This window comes from Pseudovibrio sp. Ad37 (assembly GCF_001623075.1).
GTDB lineage: Bacteria > Pseudomonadota > Alphaproteobacteria > Rhizobiales > Stappiaceae > Pseudovibrio.
In genome coordinates this window covers 23,262-46,064 of the sequence record NZ_LMCF01000067.1, presented here as the reverse complement: position 1 = coordinate 46,064, position 22,803 = coordinate 23,262, and the positions used below count along the sequence as shown (strand labels likewise).

General features: G+C 48.8%; 22 protein-coding genes. 19 read left to right on the top strand and 3 right to left on the bottom strand.

Annotated elements, in window-relative coordinates:
• Positions 1-185: 185 nt before the first annotated feature.
• The 8 genes from PsAD37_RS12295 (at position 186) to PsAD37_RS12255 (ending at position 7,807) form a co-directional block, all read left to right on the top strand.
• The gene (locus PsAD37_RS12295; protein ID WP_063296394.1) at positions 186-1,661 is read left to right on the top strand and encodes an NAD-dependent succinate-semialdehyde dehydrogenase; all 1,476 of its coding nucleotides are present in this window, start codon (positions 186-188) and stop codon (positions 1,659-1,661) included.
• 68 nt (positions 1,662-1,729) lie between these two features.
• A complete protein-coding gene (locus PsAD37_RS12290) occupies positions 1,730-2,278 on the top strand; it encodes a GNAT family N-acetyltransferase (RefSeq protein ID WP_063296393.1) in 549 nt (182 codons plus the stop codon).
• A gap of 93 nt (positions 2,279-2,371) precedes the next feature.
• Positions 2,372-2,875, top strand: a complete 504-nt coding sequence (locus PsAD37_RS12285; RefSeq protein ID WP_063296392.1) for a class I SAM-dependent methyltransferase — start codon at positions 2,372-2,374, stop codon at positions 2,873-2,875.
• A 318-nt stretch (positions 2,876-3,193) separates the two neighbouring features.
• A complete protein-coding gene (locus PsAD37_RS12280; RefSeq protein ID WP_063296391.1) occupies positions 3,194-3,772 on the top strand; it encodes a YceI family protein in 579 nt (192 codons plus the stop codon).
• Between the two features lie 99 nt (positions 3,773-3,871).
• Positions 3,872-4,441, top strand: a complete 570-nt coding sequence (locus PsAD37_RS12275) for a cytochrome b (protein WP_063296390.1) — start codon at positions 3,872-3,874, stop codon at positions 4,439-4,441.
• Positions 4,442-4,462: 21 nt separating this feature from the next.
• Positions 4,463-5,032, top strand: a complete 570-nt coding sequence (locus tag PsAD37_RS12270) for a YceI family protein (RefSeq protein WP_057465996.1) — start codon at positions 4,463-4,465, stop codon at positions 5,030-5,032.
• 183 nt (positions 5,033-5,215) lie between these two features.
• The gene (locus PsAD37_RS12265) at positions 5,216-6,850 is read left to right on the top strand and encodes a fumarate hydratase (RefSeq protein ID WP_063293167.1); all 1,635 of its coding nucleotides are present in this window, start codon (positions 5,216-5,218) and stop codon (positions 6,848-6,850) included.
• Between the two features lie 360 nt (positions 6,851-7,210).
• Entirely contained in the window at positions 7,211-7,807 is a 597-nt protein-coding gene (locus tag PsAD37_RS12255; RefSeq protein ID WP_063293169.1) for a L,D-transpeptidase, read from the top strand.
• A gap of 28 nt (positions 7,808-7,835) precedes the next feature.
• On the opposite strand, the gene PsAD37_RS12250 is transcribed toward PsAD37_RS12255, so the two are convergent.
• Positions 7,836-8,204 carry a gamma-butyrobetaine hydroxylase-like domain-containing protein gene (locus tag PsAD37_RS12250; RefSeq protein ID WP_063296388.1) on the bottom strand — a complete coding sequence of 123 codons (369 nt, stop codon included), beginning with the start codon at positions 8,202-8,204 and terminating at the stop codon, positions 7,836-7,838.
• A gap of 189 nt (positions 8,205-8,393) precedes the next feature.
• On the opposite strand from PsAD37_RS12250, the gene moaA reads away from it, so the two are divergent.
• A complete protein-coding gene (gene moaA / locus PsAD37_RS12245; protein WP_063296387.1) occupies positions 8,394-9,428 on the top strand; it encodes a GTP 3',8-cyclase MoaA in 1,035 nt (344 codons plus the stop codon).
• A 77-nt stretch (positions 9,429-9,505) separates the two neighbouring features.
• Here moaA and PsAD37_RS12240 read toward each other — a convergent pair whose 3' ends face one another.
• Positions 9,506-9,682, bottom strand: coding sequence for a Flp family type IVb pilin (locus PsAD37_RS12240; protein WP_084407757.1), 177 nt, complete (start codon positions 9,680-9,682; stop codon positions 9,506-9,508).
• Positions 9,683-10,059: 377 nt separating this feature from the next.
• On the opposite strand from PsAD37_RS12240, the gene PsAD37_RS12235 reads away from it, so the two are divergent.
• The gene (locus tag PsAD37_RS12235) at positions 10,060-10,818 is read left to right on the top strand and encodes a LysR substrate-binding domain-containing protein (RefSeq protein WP_084407749.1); all 759 of its coding nucleotides are present in this window, start codon (positions 10,060-10,062) and stop codon (positions 10,816-10,818) included.
• A gap of 106 nt (positions 10,819-10,924) precedes the next feature.
• Here PsAD37_RS12235 and apbC read toward each other — a convergent pair whose 3' ends face one another.
• Complete coding sequence (apbC, locus tag PsAD37_RS12230) at positions 10,925-12,058, bottom strand: iron-sulfur cluster carrier protein ApbC (RefSeq protein WP_063296467.1); 1,134 nt, start codon at positions 12,056-12,058, stop codon at positions 10,925-10,927.
• 652 nt (positions 12,059-12,710) lie between these two features.
• Here apbC and PsAD37_RS12225 point away from each other — a divergent pair.
• From PsAD37_RS12225 to PsAD37_RS12185, 9 genes are all read left to right on the top strand, one after another.
• On the top strand, positions 12,711-14,645 hold the full coding sequence (locus PsAD37_RS12225) for a bifunctional 2',3'-cyclic-nucleotide 2'-phosphodiesterase/3'-nucleotidase (protein WP_084407747.1): 1,935 nt from the start codon (positions 12,711-12,713) through the stop codon (positions 14,643-14,645).
• A 216-nt stretch (positions 14,646-14,861) separates the two neighbouring features.
• The gene (locus PsAD37_RS12220; protein WP_063296384.1) at positions 14,862-15,320 is read left to right on the top strand and encodes a BLUF domain-containing protein; all 459 of its coding nucleotides are present in this window, start codon (positions 14,862-14,864) and stop codon (positions 15,318-15,320) included.
• Between the two features lie 289 nt (positions 15,321-15,609).
• Positions 15,610-16,251, top strand: coding sequence for a molybdenum cofactor guanylyltransferase MobA (gene mobA / locus PsAD37_RS12215; RefSeq protein ID WP_063296383.1), 642 nt, complete (start codon positions 15,610-15,612; stop codon positions 16,249-16,251).
• Between the two features lie 105 nt (positions 16,252-16,356).
• Positions 16,357-17,601 carry a gephyrin-like molybdotransferase Glp gene (glp, locus tag PsAD37_RS12210; protein ID WP_063296382.1) on the top strand — a complete coding sequence of 415 codons (1,245 nt, stop codon included), beginning with the start codon at positions 16,357-16,359 and terminating at the stop codon, positions 17,599-17,601.
• A gap of 262 nt (positions 17,602-17,863) precedes the next feature.
• Positions 17,864-18,640, top strand: coding sequence for a transporter substrate-binding domain-containing protein (locus tag PsAD37_RS12205; protein ID WP_063296381.1), 777 nt, complete (start codon positions 17,864-17,866; stop codon positions 18,638-18,640).
• 417 nt (positions 18,641-19,057) lie between these two features.
• The gene (locus PsAD37_RS12200; RefSeq protein ID WP_063296466.1) at positions 19,058-19,834 is read left to right on the top strand and encodes a transporter substrate-binding domain-containing protein; all 777 of its coding nucleotides are present in this window, start codon (positions 19,058-19,060) and stop codon (positions 19,832-19,834) included.
• 248 nt (positions 19,835-20,082) lie between these two features.
• Positions 20,083-20,859: a transporter substrate-binding domain-containing protein gene (locus PsAD37_RS12195; protein WP_063296380.1), complete on the top strand. Its 777-nt coding sequence runs from the start codon at positions 20,083-20,085 to the stop codon at positions 20,857-20,859.
• A 77-nt stretch (positions 20,860-20,936) separates the two neighbouring features.
• Positions 20,937-21,647: an ABC transporter permease gene (locus PsAD37_RS12190; RefSeq protein WP_063296379.1), complete on the top strand. Its 711-nt coding sequence runs from the start codon at positions 20,937-20,939 to the stop codon at positions 21,645-21,647.
• Positions 21,644-22,561, top strand: coding sequence for an ABC transporter permease (locus tag PsAD37_RS12185; protein ID WP_063296378.1), 918 nt, complete (start codon positions 21,644-21,646; stop codon positions 22,559-22,561). The genes PsAD37_RS12190 and PsAD37_RS12185 overlap by 4 nt, the downstream gene beginning before the upstream one ends.
• Positions 22,562-22,803: the final 242 nt, after the last annotated feature.

Genomic DNA, 22,803 nt, shown 5'->3' with positions numbered 1-22,803 from the left:
AGACAATCATTACACACCCTGATTTGCATTGCAGAATGGATCAATCTTTGTAAATCCTATGGGGACTAGGTGTTTTTCCTAGAACTACCACTTATATGTGTAGGTCAGATAAAACCGTCGTTAGGTCTTGTTCTTCTATCTCTCCTTAATTGCCTGGCGGGATATGACTTCATCAGGAGATACTTATGAGCACAACACTCTCAGCAACCAAAGAAATTCCGCTCCTACGTGAAGCTTGTCTCATAGGAGGAAAATGGGTCGGCGGAGATGAAAGCAACTCCATCTCTGTAAACAATCCAGCCACTGGCGAAATCATCGGGCGTGTTCCACGTTTTGGCCGTCCTGAGACTGCAGATGCAATCGATGCAGCCCATGCAGCTTTTGCTGTCTGGTCTAAGATGACAGCAGATGAGCGCTGCAATCTGATGCTGCGGTGGGCAGACGTGATCACTGAAAACCAGAAGGACCTTGCTGAGCTACTCACTGTTGAAATGGGTAAGCCGCTGGCTGAATCTACTGGAGAAGTTGCGATCACAGCCAACTACATTCGTTTCTTCGCTGAAGAAGGCAAACGGGTTTATGGCGATGTGATCCCGTCCCCTTGGAAGGACCGCCGTATTATGGTGACCAAAGAACCTATCGGTGTTGTTGGTGCCATTACACCCTGGAATTTCCCAAGCTCTATGTTGGGGCGCAAACTGGCGGCAGCTCTTGGTTCTGGTTGTACTGTTGTGGCCAAACCGGCAAGCCAAACGCCTTATTCTGCGTTGATCCTGGGTGAACTTGCGGAACAGGCAGGAATTCCAACCGGTGTGATCAACATCATCACCGGTTCAGCTGCTCAGATTGCTGACGAACTTTGTGAGAACGACAAGGTCCGCAAGATCACCTTTACCGGATCTACTCCAGTGGGTAAGCAGCTTGCCTCCAAAGCATTGGCTAACATGAAAAAGGTCTCTATGGAGCTTGGCGGCAACGCACCATTTATCGTGTTTGATTCAGCTGATCTCGATAAGGCTGTCGAAGGTGCAATTGCTTCCAAGTTCAGGAACTCTGGCCAGACTTGTGTGTGCGCAAACCGCATTTACGCTCAGGCAGGTATTTACGACGAGTTCTCGGCAAAGCTGAAGGCTGCTATCGAAGATCAGCTACGCGTTGGTGATGGTTTGAAGCCGGGTACCAACCAGGGCCCTCTGATTGATGAGCATGCTGTCGCGAAAGTCGAAGAACTTATCACTGATGCCGTTTCGAAAGGCGGAACAGTGGTAACAGGCGGTAAGCCAGATGTTCAGGGTGGCACGTTCTTTGAGCCTACCCTCCTACTTAATGCGACCCCAGACATGAAGGTTGCCAAGGAAGAAACGTTTGGTCCGTTTGCACCTGTCTTCAAATTTGAAAGTGAAGATGACGTGGTCAAGATGGCGAATGACACTGAGTATGGCCTTGCCTGTTACTTCTACACCCAAGATTTGGGTCAGACCTTCCGTGTAATGGAAGCATTGGAATATGGTCTTGTTGGCGTAAATGAAGGTGTGATCACAACCGAATATGCTCCATTTGGCGGTTATAAAGAAAGCGGATTGGGGAACGAGGGCTCCAAATACGGCGTGGATGATTACATCAACATAAAGTACTCTTGCATTGGCGGGCTTGGCCTTTAACGCTCAATATTAATTTTGTGGGTGCCGGAGTGTTCAACACTCCGGCTTTTCTTTTGAGGACTGCTTTCGTGATTATCGAAGAAGAACGCTGTACAGCTGCTCCAACACTTAACGGCGAGCGCATTATCATGCGGGCTCACCAAACTTCAGATTTTAAAGCATGCTGCGCTTTGTGGGCACATCCTGATGTGGTTCGCTATATTTCAGGGAAGCCTTCCAGCCCAACGGATACGTGGGGGCGCATCCTCAAGTATGCCGGGCACTGGAGCCTCTCTGGTTTTGGGTATTGGGCTGTGATTGAGAAAGACAGCGGTGAGCTTATCGGTGATGTTGGATTCTCTGACTTCAAACGAGACATCACCCCAAGCCTTGATGGATTTGCAGAAGCTGGTTGGGTGATTTCGCCCAAGTTTCATGGCAAAGGTTATGCCCGGGAGGCTGTCGAGCTGAGCCTGTCTTGGTTACAGAGTTCCAGACTGTTTCCTGAAGTTCATTGCATTATTGCCCCTGAGAACAAAGCCAGTGTCAGCCTTGCTGAGCGTGTTGGTTTTGAGAAGTATACGGACGGGACTTATCTCGGACAACCGACCCTTTTCATGAAGCAAAGCTTTACTTAAGCTCAAGAGCCCAACCTGTATCCGCCGAGTTGGGCTTGTTCATTCTCTGCGATCCTGTATATCCTTCCTTTAAAGATCCACGCAGGCTGAGTTATGCAGAAATACGATAAGATTTACGCCAAGGACGAAAGTTACTTCGGCCATACTTCCAAGCAGTTTACAACGCTGTTCTCAAACCTCGACTTTGACAGCGGCACAATTCTCGATCTGGGTGCAGGCCAGGGACGCGACGCGATTTTCCTTGCCAAGCGCGGTTACAATGTAATTGCTGTCGACAGCTCCAAAGTGGGGCTGGACCAGTTGCAGGAGCGAGTAGACACGGAGAACCTGCCGATTGAGGTTGTTCACGTGGATGCACTTGGTTACACGCCCCCACAAGATCTTGATGTAATTGTTGCTGACCGTTTCTTCCACGAGCTGCCGAACAATGCACGTGTTAAACTTCTACAGCGTATGCTCAGTCACCTTCGTGTTGGTGGCTATATGCTTATCGCTGATGAAAAGAGCGTTCTGCCGAACCTGCGCGACACTCTGAAGAAGGAAAAGTTTGAGTTCCTACGCGATAAAAACGGCATTCTCTTCACTTACAAACCATAGGCACCTGATCGGAGGCGCATACGTGTGCCTCCCTTCCCCATTTTTATTACTAGAGTTTCTAACTGACAGATCACACACGAAAGTGTGATGTAAAACCCTTATATTTTTGCAGTTGTATCATCTGGTTTTACAATCTCCATTATATTGCCACAGTGACAACTCATTTCCGCAACAATGTTTGCAAAAATTGGCGATATTGCTGACTTCCTCGTGATTGTGCACCTGGGATGAACAATGCGTTTAATTGCAATTCCCAGAACATCTGCCAATTGTATGCCCAAGATTGAAATTCACAGTTCAACATAATTGGAGATTACAATGAAATCAGTTCGCTTTGGAATGCTCGCAGTCGCAGCTTCTTTCCTCGCTACAGCAGCGGTTGCTGAACCTGTTGCTTACGACGTTGATATGTCCCACGCAAATCTCGCTTTTGACTACAACCATCTGGGTTATTCCACCACAGACGGTCGTTTTGGCACCTGGACACCTACTCTGATTATCGACGAAGCAAACCCAGCAAATTCTAAAGTAGACGTCGAAATTGATGTCAACTCTCTCAACACATTCTGGGCTGCACGCGATGAGCACTTCAAAAGCGCTGACTTGTTCGATGTTGCCAAGTTCCCATCCGCAACATTCAAATCCACCAAGGTTGAGCAGGTTGGAGAGAAAAAGCTGGAAGTGACTGGTGATCTGACCATTCGTGGCATCACCAAGCCAACTGTCCTTGAAGTTGTTGTAAATCAGCTTGGTGAGCACCCAATGGCTAAGAAACAAGCTGTTGGTCTGGATGCGACTACCACGATCAAACGTTCTGACTTTGGCATGGCGATGGCTGTTCCTTACGTATCAGACGAAGTGAATATCAACATCAGCTTCGAAGCGACTGTTAAGTAATGTTTCCGGCCTGTCGGATGCTGAGAATGCTCTGACGGGTCTGGTCGAACTTTGAGAAGGGGCAGCGATGCCCCTTCCCTCGATCAAAGGGTCTTTTCCATGATCAGGAACACTCGATCAGCCTATGGCATCGTGGCAATTGCACTACACTGGACCATAGCAACGCTTATCATTGGTATGTTGGGATTTGGCCTTTATATGGTCACGCTGCCGATTTTCGAGCCTGCCACTTACTCTCTTTATCAGCTTCATAAGTCCATTGGTTTTGTCGTCTTGGCATTGGTCTCATTACGCATCCTTTGGAAAATCACTGGTATCACACCTGATTTACCCGCCGAAATGCCGATTTGGGAAAAGCTTGCTGCGCATTTGGGTCACATCAGCCTATATGCTCTGATGTTGCTGATGCCGCTGACAGGATGGTTGCTGGTTTCGTCCAGTCCGCTTGGACTGCCGACAGTTTTCTTTAACCTCTTTCAGATTCCGCATCTACCAACTCCTGAGTTTTTGGGGCAAAAAGCAGATGTATCTGCGTTCTTCACCGCAGTGCATGGCTGGGCTGCGTATGCGTTTATCGCAGTGATCCTTGCACATGTTGGAGCTGCCCTTAAGCACTACTTCATATCCAAGGATAAAGTCTTACAGCGTATGTTGTCCTCAAAAGCCTAATTTGAGGATCTGGAGAAAACCATGAAACGATTGACCGATATGTTCTTTAAAGCCGGCGTATTTCTGACCTTCATCTTGGTAGGAGCAGCTTCATCTGCCTTTGCAAATGAATGGTCAGTGGATCGCAATAAGAGCACGCTTGGCTTTGAGGTCATCAATAACGGAAACACCGTTACGGGCACTTTTGCCACCTGGAATGCTAAGATCATCTTCGACAAAGAAGAACTCGACAAAGCCCAGATTCAGGCAACAATCATCACTGGAAGCGTAAAAACAGAAGATGCGCAGGCAGCAGGTGCAATCACAACTCCACAGTGGCTGGATATCTCCAGCTTCCCTGATGCTGTGTTTCGCGTAGATAACGTGGTTCCTGCTGGTGGTGATCTCTATGAGGCTGCAGGTACGCTGGAACTCAAAGGTGCAAAGATTGCTATTTTCTTGCCCTTCACTTTGACCATTGAAGGTAAAACCGCTCACGCGGTTGGTGAAGCAACGTTATCTCGCAGTGACTTCAAGATTGGTGATGGCGTGCCAGACAGCACTGTCAGCAATAAGGTCACTGTGAAACTGGACCTATATGCTACTCGTTGATGGATTGCACCAAAGAGAGCCTTGCATTTTCCACCAAGTCTCACGACAATTCGGCGTAATCTAACAAATTTGACAAGTTTTGAAGGCTGAGGGGCTTTGCCCCTCGGCTTTTTCTCTATAAAACGGCGCTCAGCAAATTCAACAGTGTACAGCGGTACACCAAAATAGCCAGAGAGTGCCAAGATGTCCGAAACACTTGCTCCCGAGTACGTTCACACCTCTCTTTTTCCATTGGGTAAAGACAAAACTCCTTATCGCAAACTGACCTCCGAGTACGTGAGCGAAGTTGAGTTTGACGGTGAGAAAATCTTGAAGGTGGAGCAAGAGGGTCTTCGCTTGCTTGCCGAAGAAGCGTTTAAAGACATCAACCATTTCCTGCGCCCTTCCCATCTGGAGCAGCTCCGTAAAATTCTCGACGACCCTGAAGCAACTGCAAACGATAAATTCGTCGCTTTTGACCTGATGAAGAACGCGAATATTTCAGCTGCTGGCGTATTGCCAATGTGTCAGGACACTGGCACTGCAATTGTGATGGGTAAGAAAGGCCGCAAAGTCTGGACTAACGGACATGACGAAGCAGCGCTCGGTGAAGGCGCACGTGACGCTTATTTCAAAAAGAACCTGCGCTATTCCCAACTTGCGCCGATTTCCATGTTCGAGGAAAAGAACACCAAGAACAACATGCCAGCTCAGATCGAACTTTATGCTGAAGGTGATGACGCGTACAAGTTCTTGTTCATGGCAAAAGGCGGTGGGTCTGCTAACAAGACCTTCTTGTTCCAAGGTACTCCGAGCCTGCTGACCAAAGATCGCATGATTGAGTTCCTGAAGGAAAAAATTCTCACTCTTGGCACTGCGGCATGCCCGCCATATCACCTCGCAATCGTCATCGGCGGCACATCTGCAGAGTTGAATCTGAAATCCGTAAAAATGGCTTCTGCCCGTTACCTAGATGAGCTGCCGACAGAAGGCTCCGAAGGCGGCCACGCATTCCGTGATCTGGAAATGGAAGCTGAAATTCATAAGCTGACACAGTCCAGCGGTGTTGGCGCACAGTTTGGTGGCAAATACTTCTGCCACGACGTGCGCGTGATCCGTCTGCCGCGCCATGGCGCATCCCTACCAATCGGCATTGGCGTATCTTGTTCAGCAGACCGTCAGGCGACTGGCAAGATCACCAAGGAAGGCATCTTCCTGGAGGACCTGGAGCGGAATCCTGAAGTCTACATGCCGGAAGTTACCGACACCGATCTTTCTGATGATGTTGTAAAGGTTGACCTCACGCGCTCAATGAGCGAGATCCTTGGCGAACTGACCAAGCATCCAACTAAAACACGGCTTTCGTTGAGCGGTCCGTTGATCGTGGCCCGCGATCTGGCCCATTCCAAGCTCCGTGATCGTCTCGAGGCCGGTGAGCCGCTCCCTGACTACATCAAGAACCATCCGGTTTACTATGCAGGTCCTGCTAAGACGCCAGAAGGTATGCCTTCTGGTTCATTTGGCCCAACCACTGCTGGCCGTATGGATGCTTATGTGGACCAGTTTCAGGCCGCTGGAGGCTCCATGGTGATGCTTGCCAAGGGCAATCGCTCAGCGGGTGTTCGCCGTGCATGTCAGGCTCACGGTGGCTTCTACCTCGGTTCTATCGGAGGTCCTGCTGCCCGCCTTGCTCAAGACTGCATCAAGAGTGTTGAAGTGGTTGAATATGAAGAGCTGGGTATGGAAGCCGTTTGGAAGATCGAAGTTGAAGACTTCCCTGCCTTTATCGTGGTGGACGACAAAGGCAATGACTTCTTTAAAGAGCTGAACCTGAGCTAACTGTTCTGGTGAAATAATACCGAGATTGGAGGGCGTTCTTTGGAGCGCCCTTTTTCGTTGCCTGCATTCATGACAATTTCATTCAATCACAATTCAAATTAACTGAATTCAAGCTTCTTTCATTATATTAAGTTGCGTTTTAGATAGATGCAAATCAAGCTCGATATGAATGTAAATCATCTTCGAATGGCTCTCTAGTAATTTCCTTTTCCATAAGAAGTATATAGCAGCAGTTCTAGTCTGAATTACTTCAACAATTAATATATTTGACATTCTAAGCTGCGAGCGTCTCCCTACTCGCTGCATAAATTCCCTCATGCAAACGAGATAAAACAAACAACAATATCCTAGGGGGTATCAATGCGCATACTTATCGCGAGTGTTGCTCTTTGCTTCGCAGCACTATTTACCGGAACTCAGGCAGATGCCGCAGCATCTGGCAAGTTCTTTGATCATGCATCCAAAAAATGGGTTTCCTATGGTTCTGCTCACCATGGAAAATCTCCGATCAAACGTAAGCAGGTCAGGTACAACGGCTCATACGGTCCAAACACCATTGTGATCAGCACAAAAGATCGACGCCTCTACCATATTCGCGGTAATGGTACCGCGATGGTGTACGGTGTTGGCGTCGGCCGTCAGGGTTTCCAATGGTCAGGAACTCACCGAATTACCCGCAAAGCTGAGTGGCCAAGCTGGACACCACCAAAGGTCATGATTGATCGTGAACGCCGTAAAGGACGTAACCTGCCTAGCTTCATGAAGGGTGGCCTTGATAACCCGCTTGGCGCACGCGCTATGTATATTGGCAGCACCATCTATCGCATTCACGGTTCCAATGAACCATGGACGATCGGTTCGGCAGTCTCATCTGGTTGCATCAGAATGGCAAATGAAGACGTCATCCATCTATATGACAATGTCAATATAGGCACGAAAGTGGTCGTGCTTCGCTAGAATGCATGGGGCTGGTTTTGTGCCAGCCCTACTTGCTGAGGTCTCTACTCAATCCACGGTCCTGCAGTTCACTCAAATATCGATTCCATAAAAACTCTTTTTGATCATTCATTTCCTGAAAATACGCCCACGTGAAAATCCCAGTATCGTGCAGGTCATCAAATGTCAGCTTTACTGCATAGTTTCCAACTGGATCTACACCAATAATCGTTGTGTCCTGCTTCCCCGCGATCACTTTTCGTTGATCTGGAGTATGCCCTTGCACTTCTGCTGATGGAGACATTACTCGCAGAAACTCCGAGGTAAACGAGACTTCAAGGCCATCATCAAAAGTAATTTCAAGATTTTTGCCTTGGTTTTTTAGGTGGATTTGCGTAGGCCAGCGTGTATCCGACATATTTTTTTATCCTTGCCCAAGTTCATGGAACTCAGTATTGATGATTTAGGAATTATACCTGTGGTTCTAAGATATATTTCTATTTAAATCCACTGGAACTCCTTTCTGATGGATTGACGCTAACTCATTGCGTACTACATTAGAATTGTTAAATTCGTCGCCAAAAGAGATACGTGAGTGGAGGTTTCCATGGGGCAGTATGCCGAGGACAAACAGCAGGGTGCCCACCCAGCATTGATTGACCCGTTCGGCCGCGCCGTGACGTATCTTCGCGTCTCTGTGACTGATCGTTGTGATTTGCGATGCGTCTATTGCATGTCTGAGCACATGACTTTCCTTCCCAAAAAAGACGTTCTTTCGCTGGAAGAGCTGGATCGCCTCTGCGCTGTTTTTATTGAAAAAGGGGTCCGCAAAATCCGCTTCACTGGTGGGGAACCGTTGGTTCGCAAGAACATTATGAGCTTCATCCGCGGCCTAAAGCGACATCTAGACAGCGGCGCACTGGATGAACTCACCATTACCACGAACGGTACGCAGCTCGAACGCTACGCACAAGAACTGTATGAAGCAGGTGTGCGGCGCATCAACGTTTCTCTCGACACCTTAGATGCGCAAAAATTCAAAGATGTAACCCGGTGGGGTGAGATTCAGAAGGTTTTCGATGGCATTAAGGCTGCTCAGGAAGCCGGTCTTCAGATCAAATTGAATGCTGTTGCACTTAAGAATTTCAACGAGGATGAACTCATTCCGATGCTGGAGTGGGCACATGAGCGCGGGCACGACCTGACATTTATCGAGACAATGCCACTCGGTGAAATTGATGGGGACCGGAATGAGCAGTATCTGCCGCTGAGCGACGTGCGTAAGACACTCTCCGCCAAGTACACACTGACAGACATTCCGTACAAGACCGGCGGTCCTGCCCGCTATATGCAGATTGAAGAGACTGGTGGCCGTCTTGGTTTCATCACCCCGATGACGCACAACTTCTGTGAAAGCTGTAACCGTGTACGTGTGACCTGTACCGGGCAGTTGTTCATGTGCCTTGGTCAAGAAGATCAAAAAGACCTGCGTACAGCACTACGAGCATCTGAAGGAAATGAAGTGCTTTCGGAAGCGATTGAAGCAGCGATTGCACGAAAGCCAAAGGGCCACGACTTTATTATCGACCGGGATAACAAGTCCGCTACTGGAACGCGTCATATGAGTGTGACGGGTGGGTGAAGGTTGAGCTACTTAAATGTAATAAAGCCCAACTGAAGGCAGTTGGGCTTTATTATTAAGTTTCATCAGTATCTGGATTACTTGGGTGGAGGCGGAGGCGGATCAAGTGCATCAATCACACTCTGAAACACTACCTGTAGCTGTTCTCCCAGCGTAGTTACCACACCAATAATAACTACCGAGATAAACGCTGCTAGAATACCATATTCAATCGCAGTTGCGCCGGATTCGTCCTTAAAAAATTTAGAGAACATTGTTTTAAACTCCATTTTGAGCCCCAGAAGCCTCAGTCCTCATTGGGACTAACAGCAAGCTAGGCCTTCATTTCTTGCCAATTTATGAATCAAATTTGCAGAATAATTTAAGTTTGTTGGACTTAGGCACTATTATTCAGTGCCGTTGGTAAACAACAGTAAATTCAACCTGCACATACATTCATTAACTCATTGATTTAAATAAATTTTCTAATTAATAAAATTTACATTTATGCATTAACGACTTATTTACTTTACCTATTGATTGCCAGTTTTTGCAGTGTATAGTTTAGCTCTTAAGCTTACATCGCTGTTTTCCCTCTCTTACGCACATAGAGTCTGTCCAAAGGGTTCTCCCCATGACATGAGAACCGCATATAAACCTTGCTAAAGCTGCCAGTCAACTTGAGCTTACTTCAGCCGGGCACCGTTTATTACCGGGCGTCGAAGCTGGGTTAGAAAACTTCAGCGAGGCTGTTGCTCACATTAAAGGAGTAGATGAGGATAAAGTCCTCGTTATATCCACGGGACCGGGAACAGCTTCCAAAGTTATTGCGCCTCGGATTTATCGCTTCATGGAGGCTTATCCTGAAATCGAACTTCGCATTTCCGCCAATTTGAAGCTCGTAGATTTCTACAGGAACGATGTTGATCTCGGGCTCCGCTTTGGGCGTGGGCCATATCCGGGATTACATATTGATTTTCTAGCGGAAGATTTTCTTACACCCATGTGTGCGCCTCGACTGGCGAATGAAATGAATGAGCCCGCCGACCTAAAGAACTTTACTTTGCTTCACGAAGACAGCATGGCGACATTCTTGAACGCACCGGGATGGAAGGCATGGTTGAAGACTGCTGGAATCTCTAGGGCCTCTTGGTCGGAGAAAGGGATGCACTTTTCTCAAATTGACCATGCTCAGGATGCAGCGATTGAGGGGGCTGGTGTTATTCTTGGTCGCAAAGTTTTGTGCGCGCATGACGCACGACTTGGTCTTCTGGCGAAACCATTCGAATTCGAAATTTCTGCAACTGCTCACTATATGTTGGTTGGGTTGGAATATTCATTTCAGAAACATAAGTGCAAGGCATTCATAGACTGGATAAAGTCGGCACTTGATGAGCTCTGCCTTTCATAATTGCATTTCGTAGAACTGGGCACTGCAAACAGAAACGGCAGATGTCAACGAGATGACTACCTGCCGTCTAAGTGAAGCCTTATCAATCAAGTCAATTTATTACCGATCAACCAATAACGATTTTAGGTGCTGACCTTGCAGCATCGCCAGTGGGTTGAAGGACGCCCTGCCACAGGCCAGCAGCAATGATGCCGTAGGCCTTTGAGACTGGACTGTCTGGGTTACTCACTGTGATTGGAGTGCCTGTATCAGATTGTTCTCTGATTTCCATCGTCAGGGGCACTTCACCCAAGAATGGGACTTTCATCTTCTCAGCTTCTGCTTTTGCACCACCATGACCAAAGATCTCATGCGTGCCACCGCAGTCTGGGCAGACAAAGTGACTCATGTTTTCGACGATACCCAAGACAGGGATCGCAACTTTCTCAAACATGGCAATACCGCGGCGTGCATCCAGAAGCGCAAGGTCCTGTGGTGTTGAAACGACCAAAGCGCCTGTCAGAGGTACTTTTTGAGCCATAGTCAACTGAACATCACCCGTTCCTGGCGGGAGGTCAACGATAAGCGCATCCAGCTCACCCCAGTCAACTTCGCGCAGCATCTGATTGAGAGCAGACACCACCATTGGGCCACGCCAGATCATGGCTGTTTCTTCTTCTACCAGAAAACCAATAGACATCAGCTTGATGCCATGAGCTTCCACAGGCTTCATAATACGGTTTTCAAGAACTTCCGGCTGTCCAGAGGCTCCCATAAGCTTTGGGATTGATGGGCCATAAATATCAGCGTCCAGTAAACCAACCTTCAAGCCCATTGCAGAAAGAGCAAGTGCGAGATTGGCTGATGTTGTTGATTTACCAACCCCACCTTTACCTGATGCAACAGCTATAATGTGTTTCACGCCAGGTACTTCCTGCTTTGCTGGCATTGGAGCGCCTTTCGGCGGAGCTTTACGTGCAGCAGGTGGTGGCGCAGATGGAGAGCCAGGTTGTTTTTCTGCTGTGAGTGCGACAAGGACCGTTTCAGCATCAGGAAGCACCGACACAACCTTCTCAGCGGCCAAGCGAAGCCCTTCAAGTTCAGAAGCTCGCTCTGCGGGTACTCTGATAGAAAAGACGACACGACCATCTGATACAAACAGGTCTGCAACCAGATCCTGATCAACAATATTGCTCTTGCCATCAGGCGATTTAACCTGTTTGAGCACGTCGAGAACGCGCTCCTGCGTCAACCCAGCCATAGTCTCTTCAGTATCCTTATGGTTCTTGCCTGATGTGAACCCGCCTTTGAGGCGCCCCCACAATCCTTTAGGTCTGTCGTTGTCCATAGTGCACACCCTGTAAAGCTCTGTATTGCAGAGAGGGATAATATGATCTTGAAAACAAATATGCCTGCAATCTAAATGTGCAAGCTTTTGCCGATGGTTCTTTTATATCTTGGTATACTTCGCACGAAGAATAGAGCAATACAGAATTCACCAAAGACGTTCTTTGTCCTTTGCACATTCGCAACCTGTTTTGCCAACCCGGCATGCAATCAGTTGAGCAGAGTTCACGCAAAGTTGAGGTCACCATCACAAATTCACAGATATTTGCGCTTCACGCAAAATCTTTCATTGCAGATAAAACCCAGTGTCTTCTGAGGATTAGCGCACCGCCTAGGGGATCTGCCTTACGCATTGGAGAACCTGTTTCATGTTCCTGATACATTAGGCCCACAAACTGAGGGGAATGCATGGTATTTAGGGGCCTAAGAACCCTCTTGCTGCTGCGACCAGAAGCTGGAGGATCGGGCAAAATTCATGCTGACAATTATGTTCTGCATTTTCCACGGGCTAGGAGGCAATCGTGTCTAATCCTATTTTAATGAATCGTCGTAGCGTGCTGGGGGGCATGGCCGCTACCGGTGCCATTGCAATGGTGCATCCATATTCTGTTCTTGCAAAAGAGAACACAGCGCACTTGCGTTTGATGGAAACAACCGACCTCCACGTCCACGTCGCTCCATATGACTATTATGCTGACCGCCCAATGGACACGGCTGGCCTTGCTCGCACAGCAACTATCATCAAAAAGCTGCGCTCTGAAGCAACCAACTCCATGCTCGTTGATAATGGTGATTTCCTGCAGGGCAACCCGATGGGCGACTACATCGCCTACGAGCGCGGCATGCGTGAAGGTGATATCCACCCGGTCATCAAAGGCATGAACGTACTGGGTTACGACGCTGGCACATTAGGAAACCATGAGTTCAACTACGGTCTGGACTTCATGATGAAGGTTCTTTCTGGCGCAAACTTCCCTGTTGTTTCTTCCAATGTTTCCAAAGGTACCACCCTTGCTTCCAATGGCCGTAAGGATGATCTGTTCCTGAAGCCGTACACTATTGTTGAGAAGAAGATCAAAGACGGTGCTGGCATCGAGCACACGATTAAAGTGGGTTTTGTTGGCTTCGTTCCTCCAATGATCATGAATTGGGACTCCCGTCACCTGGTTGGTAAGGCGAACACTCGTGACATGGTTGATGCTGCGCGTGCATGGGTTCCTGAAATGAAGGAACAAGGCTGCGACCTCATCATTGCGTTGTGTCACGGTGGTATCGCTGGTGGCGAACATGAAGACGGAGCTGCAAACACTGCGCTACACATCGCTGGTGTTGAAGGCATTGATGCTCTGTTTACGGGTCACCAGCACGATGTCTTCCCGGGGCCTAGCTATGATGGTATTCCTGGCGTTGATGCTGTCAAAGGCACCCTGCAAGGCAAACCAGTTGCTATGGGCGGTTTCTGGGGTTCTCATCTCGGTGTCATCGATCTGATGATTGAGCGCGACGGTAACAACGGCTGGCGCATTGCAAACTTCACCACAGACGTACCGTCTATCTATAAGAAAGAAGGTCGTAAGCGGATTCCTCTTGTTTCCAGTGATGAAGAAGTGCTGGCAGCGGTTGAGGATGATCACCAAAAGACGCTTTCTTATGTGCGCCGCGCTGTGGGAAAATCCTCTGCTCCGCTGCATTCCTACTTTGCTCTGGTGGCTGATGATCCGTCTGTTCAGATCGTTTCTAAAGCGCAGACCTGGTACACTAAGGAAATGCTTAAGGACACTGAGTGGGCTGGACTACCAGTGCTTTCCGCTGCTGCTCCGTTCAAGGCAGGTGGTCGCGGTGGTGCGGACTACTATACTGACGTTGCTGCTGGTGATATCGCAATTAAGAACGTTGCTGACCTTTACCTTTACCCAAACACAACACGTGCAGTGCTGATCACTGGTAAAGACGTGAAGGAATGGCTTGAGCGTTCTTCTGGTATGTTCAACCAGATTGAAGCTGGTAAGAAAGACCAAGTCCTTCTGGATGCTGATTTCCGTTCTTACAACTTCGATGTGATTGACGGTGTTACCTACGAGATCGACCTGACACAGCCTTCCAAGTATGACGGTAAAGGCAATGTTGCGCATCCAGAGTCTAACCGCATCGTGAACCTTCAGTTTGAAGGTAAGCCAATCGATATGGATCAGAAGTTTGTTGTTGCAACCAACAACTATCGCGCTGGCGGTGGTGGTAACTTCCCTGGCATCAATGATGATGTGATCATCTTTGTTGGTCCGGACACAAACCGTGATGTGATTGTTCGGTACATTGTGGACCAAGGTACGATTAATCCATCCGCCGATGCGAACTGGAACTTCAAACCTGTTGCTGACACAACTGTTCTGTTTGAGACCGGACCTGCTGCTGAAAAGCACATGAAAGGCGTGAAGGGCGTTCAGATTGAAGCGGCTGGCGAAGGCAAAGACGGTTTTGCCATGTACCGCATCACTCTCTGATTTTCCTTAGAGCGTCCTCCGTTCCCAAAAACCGGGAGCACTTTGCGAGGATATGCTCTAAGTCTGAGTGACTTACATGACTTTGAGAAAGCGGGGCCATAGGCTCCGCTTTTTCTTTTTTTCGCAAAAAGCGAGAAGTATCAATATTTTAAACACTGTATTTTACATTTTTAGAAGAATTTACTGTCAGGCTTTCATGAACCGGAGGATCTGACAATGAGTGTTACGCAATTATGTTATCGCAGCCGCATTCATTGGCCTGCGCTTCGTTATAGCCTCGACGAGGAAGTCGAGCGATCGTTGACCCGTATTCGGCGCATCAACTCAATGGCAGGCGTTACCGGCGCCCTGATCTTGACAGACAATCATATTTTTCAGCTTTTGGAAGGCCCATGGCCCTTAGTGAAGCGGACGTTTGAATGTGTGCTTGAAGATAAGCGGCATTCTGATCTGACTGTCCTTTCAAATGAAGAACAGGATTTCAGGCTCTTTCATAATTGCTGGATGCACTTCTGCGACCTTCGTGAGGAAGCCGATAGCCATTACCCCAAGTTCTTTGGCAATCTTCTGGCCCACCCTGATCGCACCTGTAGCGAAGAGGTGATGGAATTGCTGCTTCTACTCTCGATGAACATGAGTGAAAGCCAGCTGACCAGTCGCCTTGCTCTCATGTAGTCCCACGCTTGTTCCCCAAGGTGGCATGACCACCGCTCCCCGACGCTCTTAAAGGCACTTCTCCTCCCACTGCCTTTAGGAGTGTTTTCTTGTGGTTTGCGACTGGATGCCACTTTGCACCCTGCCCTATTCTGCCTCACAAGTAGCGCTGATGATTTGTGTGTTAGAACACGTCACGTTCATTAACATTCACGCGGCGTGCTCTAACATCTTTGGTGGAGCGAATTCTTCTCGTTTAATTGAATCCAATCAAACGGAACGCGCTCTAGGCCTAAGTGGGAAATCAGGTATGTCTGTTGAAACAGAGAAGCGAAACAAAGTGATCGGCTGTATCCTCTGCGGTGGGAAGTCCCGACGCATGGGCGGCTCTGATAAAGCATTACTAGACCTGAATGGCACGGCTTTGCTGGAACATGTTGCTTCCCGCTTGCATGGGCAAGTCGCACAGAGTGTTTTGAGCGTGAATGAGCCAAGTGATCTTCACGAAAGCCTGGGATTGCCGATGCTCTCAGATCAGCTTGAAGGCCATCTAGGGCCATTGGCTGGTGTTCACAGTTCATTGAGCTGGGTAAGACAAAACGCTCCTGGCGCATCCGACGTTGTGACTGTGGCAATTGATACGCCGTTTTTTCCAACGAACCTGGTGGAGACGCTTGCTGCCAGCAGAAAAACGAATGCAGGCGCCCCAATCATTTGCTCCAGCGGTGGGCGCGACCACTTTGTATTTGGCTTGTGGCCTGTGGCCTTAGTAGACCCTTTGAAAGGGTACCTTTTGAAGGGTGGTCGCAGCATCAAAGGCTTTTTTAAAGATTATCCGCCCGTCATCGTGGAATTCGAACTTCAGAACGCGGTTGATCCCTTCCTTAACATCAACACGCCGGAAGATGTTGCCATCGCACTTGAGCATCTTGCTCAATTACAGGTGCAATAGTCGTCAAAACGATCAGATGCCTGTGAGATCTTTGATTTTTGCCAAATCCTAAGGCGTGACTCTGGTAAATAAAGAAACACGCCCACTCAAGTTTCCGGAATAGACATGAACACGAAAACGCCCAGTCTGAGCTTTGACGAAGCCCTTTCTCATTTGCGAGGTTTAGGTCACTGCAAAGTCACTGCAGAAGAAACATCGCTTTACGAGGCGTATGGCCGTGTTCTTGCCGAAAACATCATTGCAACTTGCGACCTTCCTCCACTTGATAATTCTGCAATGGATGGCTACGCGATTGCTACTCAGCGAGATGGCTCTGCACAAACTTCCTTTCCTGTGGTCATGGAAGTCTTTGCTGGCTCCATGCCGGAAGTCGCGCTGAAGCCGGGAGAAGCTGCGCGCATTTTTACGGGGGCACCAGTTCCCGAAGGAGTCGATTTTGTTGTTCCTCAAGAAGATTGCTCTGAGAGTGAAAGCGATGGAGCACGTTTGGTTCAGCTGTCTCGGAGCTATTCGGCTGGCTGTAATATCCGTCGCAAAGGTGAAGACCAGACCAAAGGCGCACCTATAGTGAAGGCAGGTACTGTGCTGCGCCCGCAGGAGATTGCCGCGACTGCCTCCATCGGTATTGACCAACTGCAAACATACCGCCGGCTGAAGGTTGGTGTTTTTTCAACGGGCAATGAACTGATCCGTCCGGGAACAACGCGGCAGGACGGGCAAATCTTTGATGCGAACCACTTCCTGCTGCGCGGTATGCTTGCCAATTTGCCGGTAGAGCTGGTGGATCTCGGCATTCTGGCGGATCAACGTGATATTGTGGAAACTGCGTTAGAAGCTGCCTCCAAAGAATGTGATGTGATCCTGACCTCTGGCGGTGCTGGTGGTGGTGATAAAGATTTCGTCTCTGCGACGCTCTCCAAGCTTGGCAAGACCACCTTTTGGCACCTTGCAGTTAAGCCCGGGCGTCCCTTTATGGTGGGCGAACTGCCTGATTGCGTTTTTATCGGCCTTCCGGGCAATCCTGTGGCAGCCACTGTCGCCTTCGCATTTCTTACGCGCCCGTTGATTGAAGCGCTTGCCGGGGCTGACTTCATTGAAGCGCCGCGCCAATACATTGCTGCGGATTTTGAGGTTTCTGGCCGCAAAGCCGGACGCCGTGAGTTTTTGCGCGGGCGCCGTGTGACTGAAAATGGCATTATTAAACTGACCAAGTATCACAGTGACGGATCAGCCTTGTTATCTTCTTTAACTTTCGCCGATGGCTTCATTGAGTTGACAGAAGATATGATTTCTGTTTGCAAAGGTGATCTTGTTCCGTTCATCAGCTTTGATGAAATTGGCCTTAGGTAACTCTGCTGGCTCGCATTTTCAGAATCGCGTGCGAGCCATTTTTCCACGCCTAGATCACTGGTTGCAATTTTAACAAGTTTGCCCTCAAAGCTGCGAAATATTGCAAGATATTACCGCGAAGCATCGTCATTTTGCTATTAATTAGCCTAATATGCCTAGTATATAGGTTGATCTACGGATACTTTTAGTGAAACATAAGCTCCGGTTATGCAGGGGCCTACCTAAAGAAACCCTGCCAAGATAATTAATTCGGGGACATAATATGCGTATTATGCGTTTGGCAGCAGTAGCAGCAATTGCGTTGGCAGCAGTTTCTGGCGCGGAAGCAAAAGAATGGACAAAGGTTCGCATGGGTACCGAGGGCGCCTATCCTCCATTCAACTATACCACCGCTGACGGAACACTGACTGGCTTTGACATTGAGATTGGGAATGCTCTTTGTGACGAGCTGAAGCTTGAGTGTACATGGGTTACTCAGGACTGGGACGGCATCATCCCCGGTCTGGTTGCTGGCAAGTACGACACCATCCTTGCATCTATGTCCATCACTCCAGAGCGTATGGAAAAGATCTCCTTCTCTAAAAAGTACTACAACAGCCCTCCAGGTATTGCAGTACGCAAAGATTCCGAATTGGGCGAAGCCTCTCCAGAAGGCCTTAAAGGCGTTCGCCTTGGCGCACAGGCCAGCACCACGCACTCTCAATTCGCTGAAGAGATCCTGAACGGCTCCGACGTTGCTCTTTACCCAACTTCTGAAGAGTACAAACTGGACCTGGAAAATGGCCGTGTTGATGCTGCTGTTGACGACGTGATGGTTCTCACTGAGTGGGTTAATTCTGATCAGGGCTCTTGCTGTAAGATCCTTGGCACCATGCAGTCTGTTGAAGAGATTCATGGTCCTGGTGCAGGCATTGGCGTTCGTAAAGGTGACGAAGACCTTGCAGCTCTGTTCACCAAGGGTATTGCTGCTCTGCGTGCAAACGGCAAATACAAAGAAATCAATGACAAGTACTTCTCCTTCGACGTTTACGGCGAATAAGAACAACTTGGCACTCAACTGATTAATCAGCTGATGGTTTTGAGACCCTCGGGTGTGTTGCGCCCGAGGGTTTTATTTTGCCAATTTGACCAATCAAAGTCACCAGTTTGGCAGAATGGCTCATTTAGTCTCTCAAAATGGCAAATTGTAATTGATTCCGGGAAAGCCTAAATCCGCTCTTCTGAGTGTGAAGGGACATAGTTTTCTCACTTAACCCAGAAAGCGGGAGAAATATTTCCTCCACATAACCCGTTGAATTAACGGATATCACTTCACAATAACGGCATATGGCGCATTTTTCTTCCGATATCTCCGTTATTTCAGTTGAAGTCCTGAGCATTTTTTATAGTGTCCTTGGCAACAAATGCAGAGCACAACCAAAATGGCCACTCTGCCAAAAAGAACGAGGATACGCTAATGTCTTTTGCCCGTATGGCGCTTGCCACACTTATGAGCTTCACTGCTGTTTCAGCCCTTCAGGCAGATGAGATCACCAAACTGCGTGTTGCGACAGAAGGTGCCTACCCTCCATTCAACTTCACAGGATCAGATGGTGTTCTGACTGGCTTTGATGTTGAGATTGGCAATGCACTTTGCGCTGAGATGAAGGTTGAGTGTGAGTGGGGCACGCAGGAGTGGGATGGCATGATCCCAGGTCTGGTTGCTGGCAAGTACGATGCGATCATCGCCAGCATGTCCATCACGGAAGAGCGTCTTGAGCGCATTTCGTTCTCTCGCAGCTATTACAACACGCCATCAACCATTGCAGTGCCTAAGGATTCTCCCGTTTCCGATATCACTCCTGAAGCTCTGGAAGGCCTGCTAATTGGCGCACAGGGCGGCACCACCCATTCTGTTGTGGCGGAAGAGATTTACTCCGACGCTGATGTGTCGCTGTACCCGACCTCGGAAGAATACAAGCTGGACATCGAAAACGGTCGTTTGGATGCCGTGATTGATGATCTGGGTGTTTTGCAGAGTTGGGTGGATTCTGAAGCGGGTTCTTGCTGTAAAATCATTGGCTCTCTGCCAATCCAGCCTGAGCTACACGGTCAGGGCATCGGTGTCGGTGTTCGCAAAGGTCAGGAAGAGTTAGCGGATCGCTTCTCTCAGGCTATTCTCGCAATTCGTGAAAACGGCACCTATAAGACGATCAATGACAAGTATTTCTCTCAGGATGCATTTGGCGAGTAGCAGCTAGCAAGAAAGATTCGAAGCTGGGGAAAATTTCTGTGATGCATCACCGTTTTGTGGGACAACCATGCCTAAAACTGGTCAAAATGGAAACTTACTCCTCTCAAGATGGAATTAATTGGCTATTTTCTGCTGACACCCATACTCAAATAGGTTGAAATCTTATTTCTTCCATTTAAATATGCGCTCCGGCTGTGCAGGGAGCCATCTTGATGACCCCTGCCAAGAATTTACAAAGGGGAATACAAATGGGCTTCATGCGCTTTGCCACTGTTGCAACACTCGCACTTCTTGCTTCAACTCAGGTTCAGGCAAAGGAATGGACCAAAGTCCGAATTGGTACTGAAGCCTCGTACCCTCCATTTGCCTACACCACTGCCGATGGCAAGCTGGTTGGCTTTGAGATTGAACTGGGCAACGCACTCTGTGCTGAGCTGAAGGTTGAATGTGAATGGATGCCGGTTGACTGGGACGGATTGATCCCTGGCCTCGTTGCAGGCAAGTACGACACGATCATGGCATCTATGTCCATCACACCAGAACGGAAGCAGCGCATTCAGTTCTCTGAAAAGTACTACCAGACCCCTCCGGTAGTGGCAGTACCAAACGATAGCAAGATCACTGAGGCCTCCATTGAAGGAATGTCTGGTGCTCTTGTAGGTGCGCAGGTTGGCGCGACACACGCAGTGTTTGCTGAAGACATTTTGACTAAATCAGAAGTGTCTCTGTACCCTACTGCTGATGAATATAAACTCGATTTGGAAAGTGGTAGACTTGACGCTGCAGTTGATGACGTAGTTGTTCTTTCAGACTGGTTGAAGTCAGAGGACGGCAATTGTTGTAAACTGCTCGGTACCATGTCACCTATTCCAGAGATACATGGTGAAGGCGTTGGTGTAGGTGTTCGTAAGAACGACCAAGACTTGGCAGGCCTATTCTCCAAAGCGGTTATTGCTTTACGTGAGAATGGAAAGTACAAAGAGATCAACGATAAATATTTCGACTTTGACGCCTACGGAGAGTGATGGCGTCAAGCTGCAATACACTCTGACGGCGGGACCAGTTTCCCGCCGTTCTAAAAAGAATAGGGGCAATCCCCGTAATGAATGAATTTTTCACACTCTTGTCCTTTGGGGACATGGGCTGGGGCGATGAGATAGCACTTGGCGTTGTTATGACCGTCTCCCTTGCGTTAGCAAGTCTTCCCTTTGGCTTGCTTTTGGGTTTTCTGCTGGCGCTTGCGAAGAAGTCCGAAGAGCCTTCGCTCCGCGCTGCAGCCAACATTTACACGACAATTTTTCGGGGACTTCCCGAGCTTCTAACCCTTTTCCTTGTCTATTACGGTGGTCAGATCCTCATTCAACAAGTGCTTGCATTGTTTGGGGAATTCTATTTTGAAGTGAACGCATTTCTGGCAGGTATGATTGCCCTGTCGCTTGTGTTTTCTTCCTACGCTTCCGAAGCTTTCCTTTCTGCTTTCCGCGCGATCAACAAAGGCCAGTATGAAGGTGCGAATGCGCTCGGTCTGGGATACGTGCAGACCATGCGTCTGGTTATCCTGCCGCAGCTCGTCGGCCTGTCCTTGCCTGCGCTGAGCAATCTGTGGCTCATCTTGCTGAAAGAGACATCTCTGGTCTCCATTATCGGTCTGGCGGACATTATTCGCTATTCCAATATGGCAGCCCGTACCACCAAAGAACCGTTCCTGTTCTTTTCGGTTGCTTGCATGATTTATCTCGTTCTGGCTGTGATCTCTTCCGGTGGCATTTCCCGCCTGGATGCATGGGCTAAACGCGGGGAGATCTCCAGATGAGTGATGCATCTATCGGCGCTCCGGGAAGCTACGTTCAATCTCAGGCTATTCAGGCGAAAGCCCCTCCTCCGTCTCCGACATCCCGTCCGTGGACGCCAACGCGTATTGTTGGCACCACCTGGCTGACACTTTGGATTGTCAGCGGACTGGGCATAGTATGGTTCCTGCTGAATTCAAACAGCGTTGCATTGGTGTTTGGCGGTGAAGGTCTGTTGCCTGTTTCTCTCACCCACAATGCGAAGTTCCTGACCAAGTATGGTGAGAAATTTGTTTCCGGCTTCATCATTACGCTTAAGCTTGTTGGCGTTTCCATGCTGCTGGGCGTTCTGCTTTCCATACCGATGACCTTCATGCGGATGAGCAAGAACCGTGTTTTGGGCAGCATTGCGTATGGCTACGTCTACTTCTTCCGCGGTACGCCGTTGCTGGCGCAGGTGTTCCTGATTTATTACGGCGCGGGCACGTTCCGTGAGCCACTGGAATCCGTTGATCTATGGTGGTTCTTCCGGGATGCGTGGAACTGTGCTGTTCTGGCGTTCACGCTGAACACCGCTGCCTATCAGGTGGAAATTCTGCGCGGTTCCATTGAGAACATTGCGAGAGGACAGTGGGAAGCTGCCTCTGCACTTGGTCTTCCGAAGTGGGTGACTTTCTGGAAAATTATTCTACCGCAGGCTCTGATCGTCTCTCTGCGCCCTTATGGCAACGAGATCATTTTGATGATCAAAGGCTCTGCGATTGTAGCGATCATCACCATCTACGATCTGATGGGTGAAACGCGTCGTGCGTTCTCACGGACCTATGACTTCCAGGCGTATGTTTGGGCCGCGATTGCCTATCTGGTGATGGTGGAGACATTGCGCCGGGCATGGGATCGCATTGAGGCTCGTTTGACGCGCCACCTAAAAAGATAAGCCAATAGGTAGAGATGAATACTTGAAAGCGCAGGTCCAAAAGCCTGCGCTTTTTTCATTGGTACACCTAGGGCGCGCTGCGTTCAGTAACGCTCACGCATCGCGCTCCCGCATCTTTGGTGGAGCGAATTCTTGTCGTTTGGTTGAATACAATAAAACGGAACGCACGCTCGTGAATTTACGTGGTATCTGCTGGTGAAGCTGGTAGTGTTGCTGCGCTCTGATTCAAGATTATAAGGATA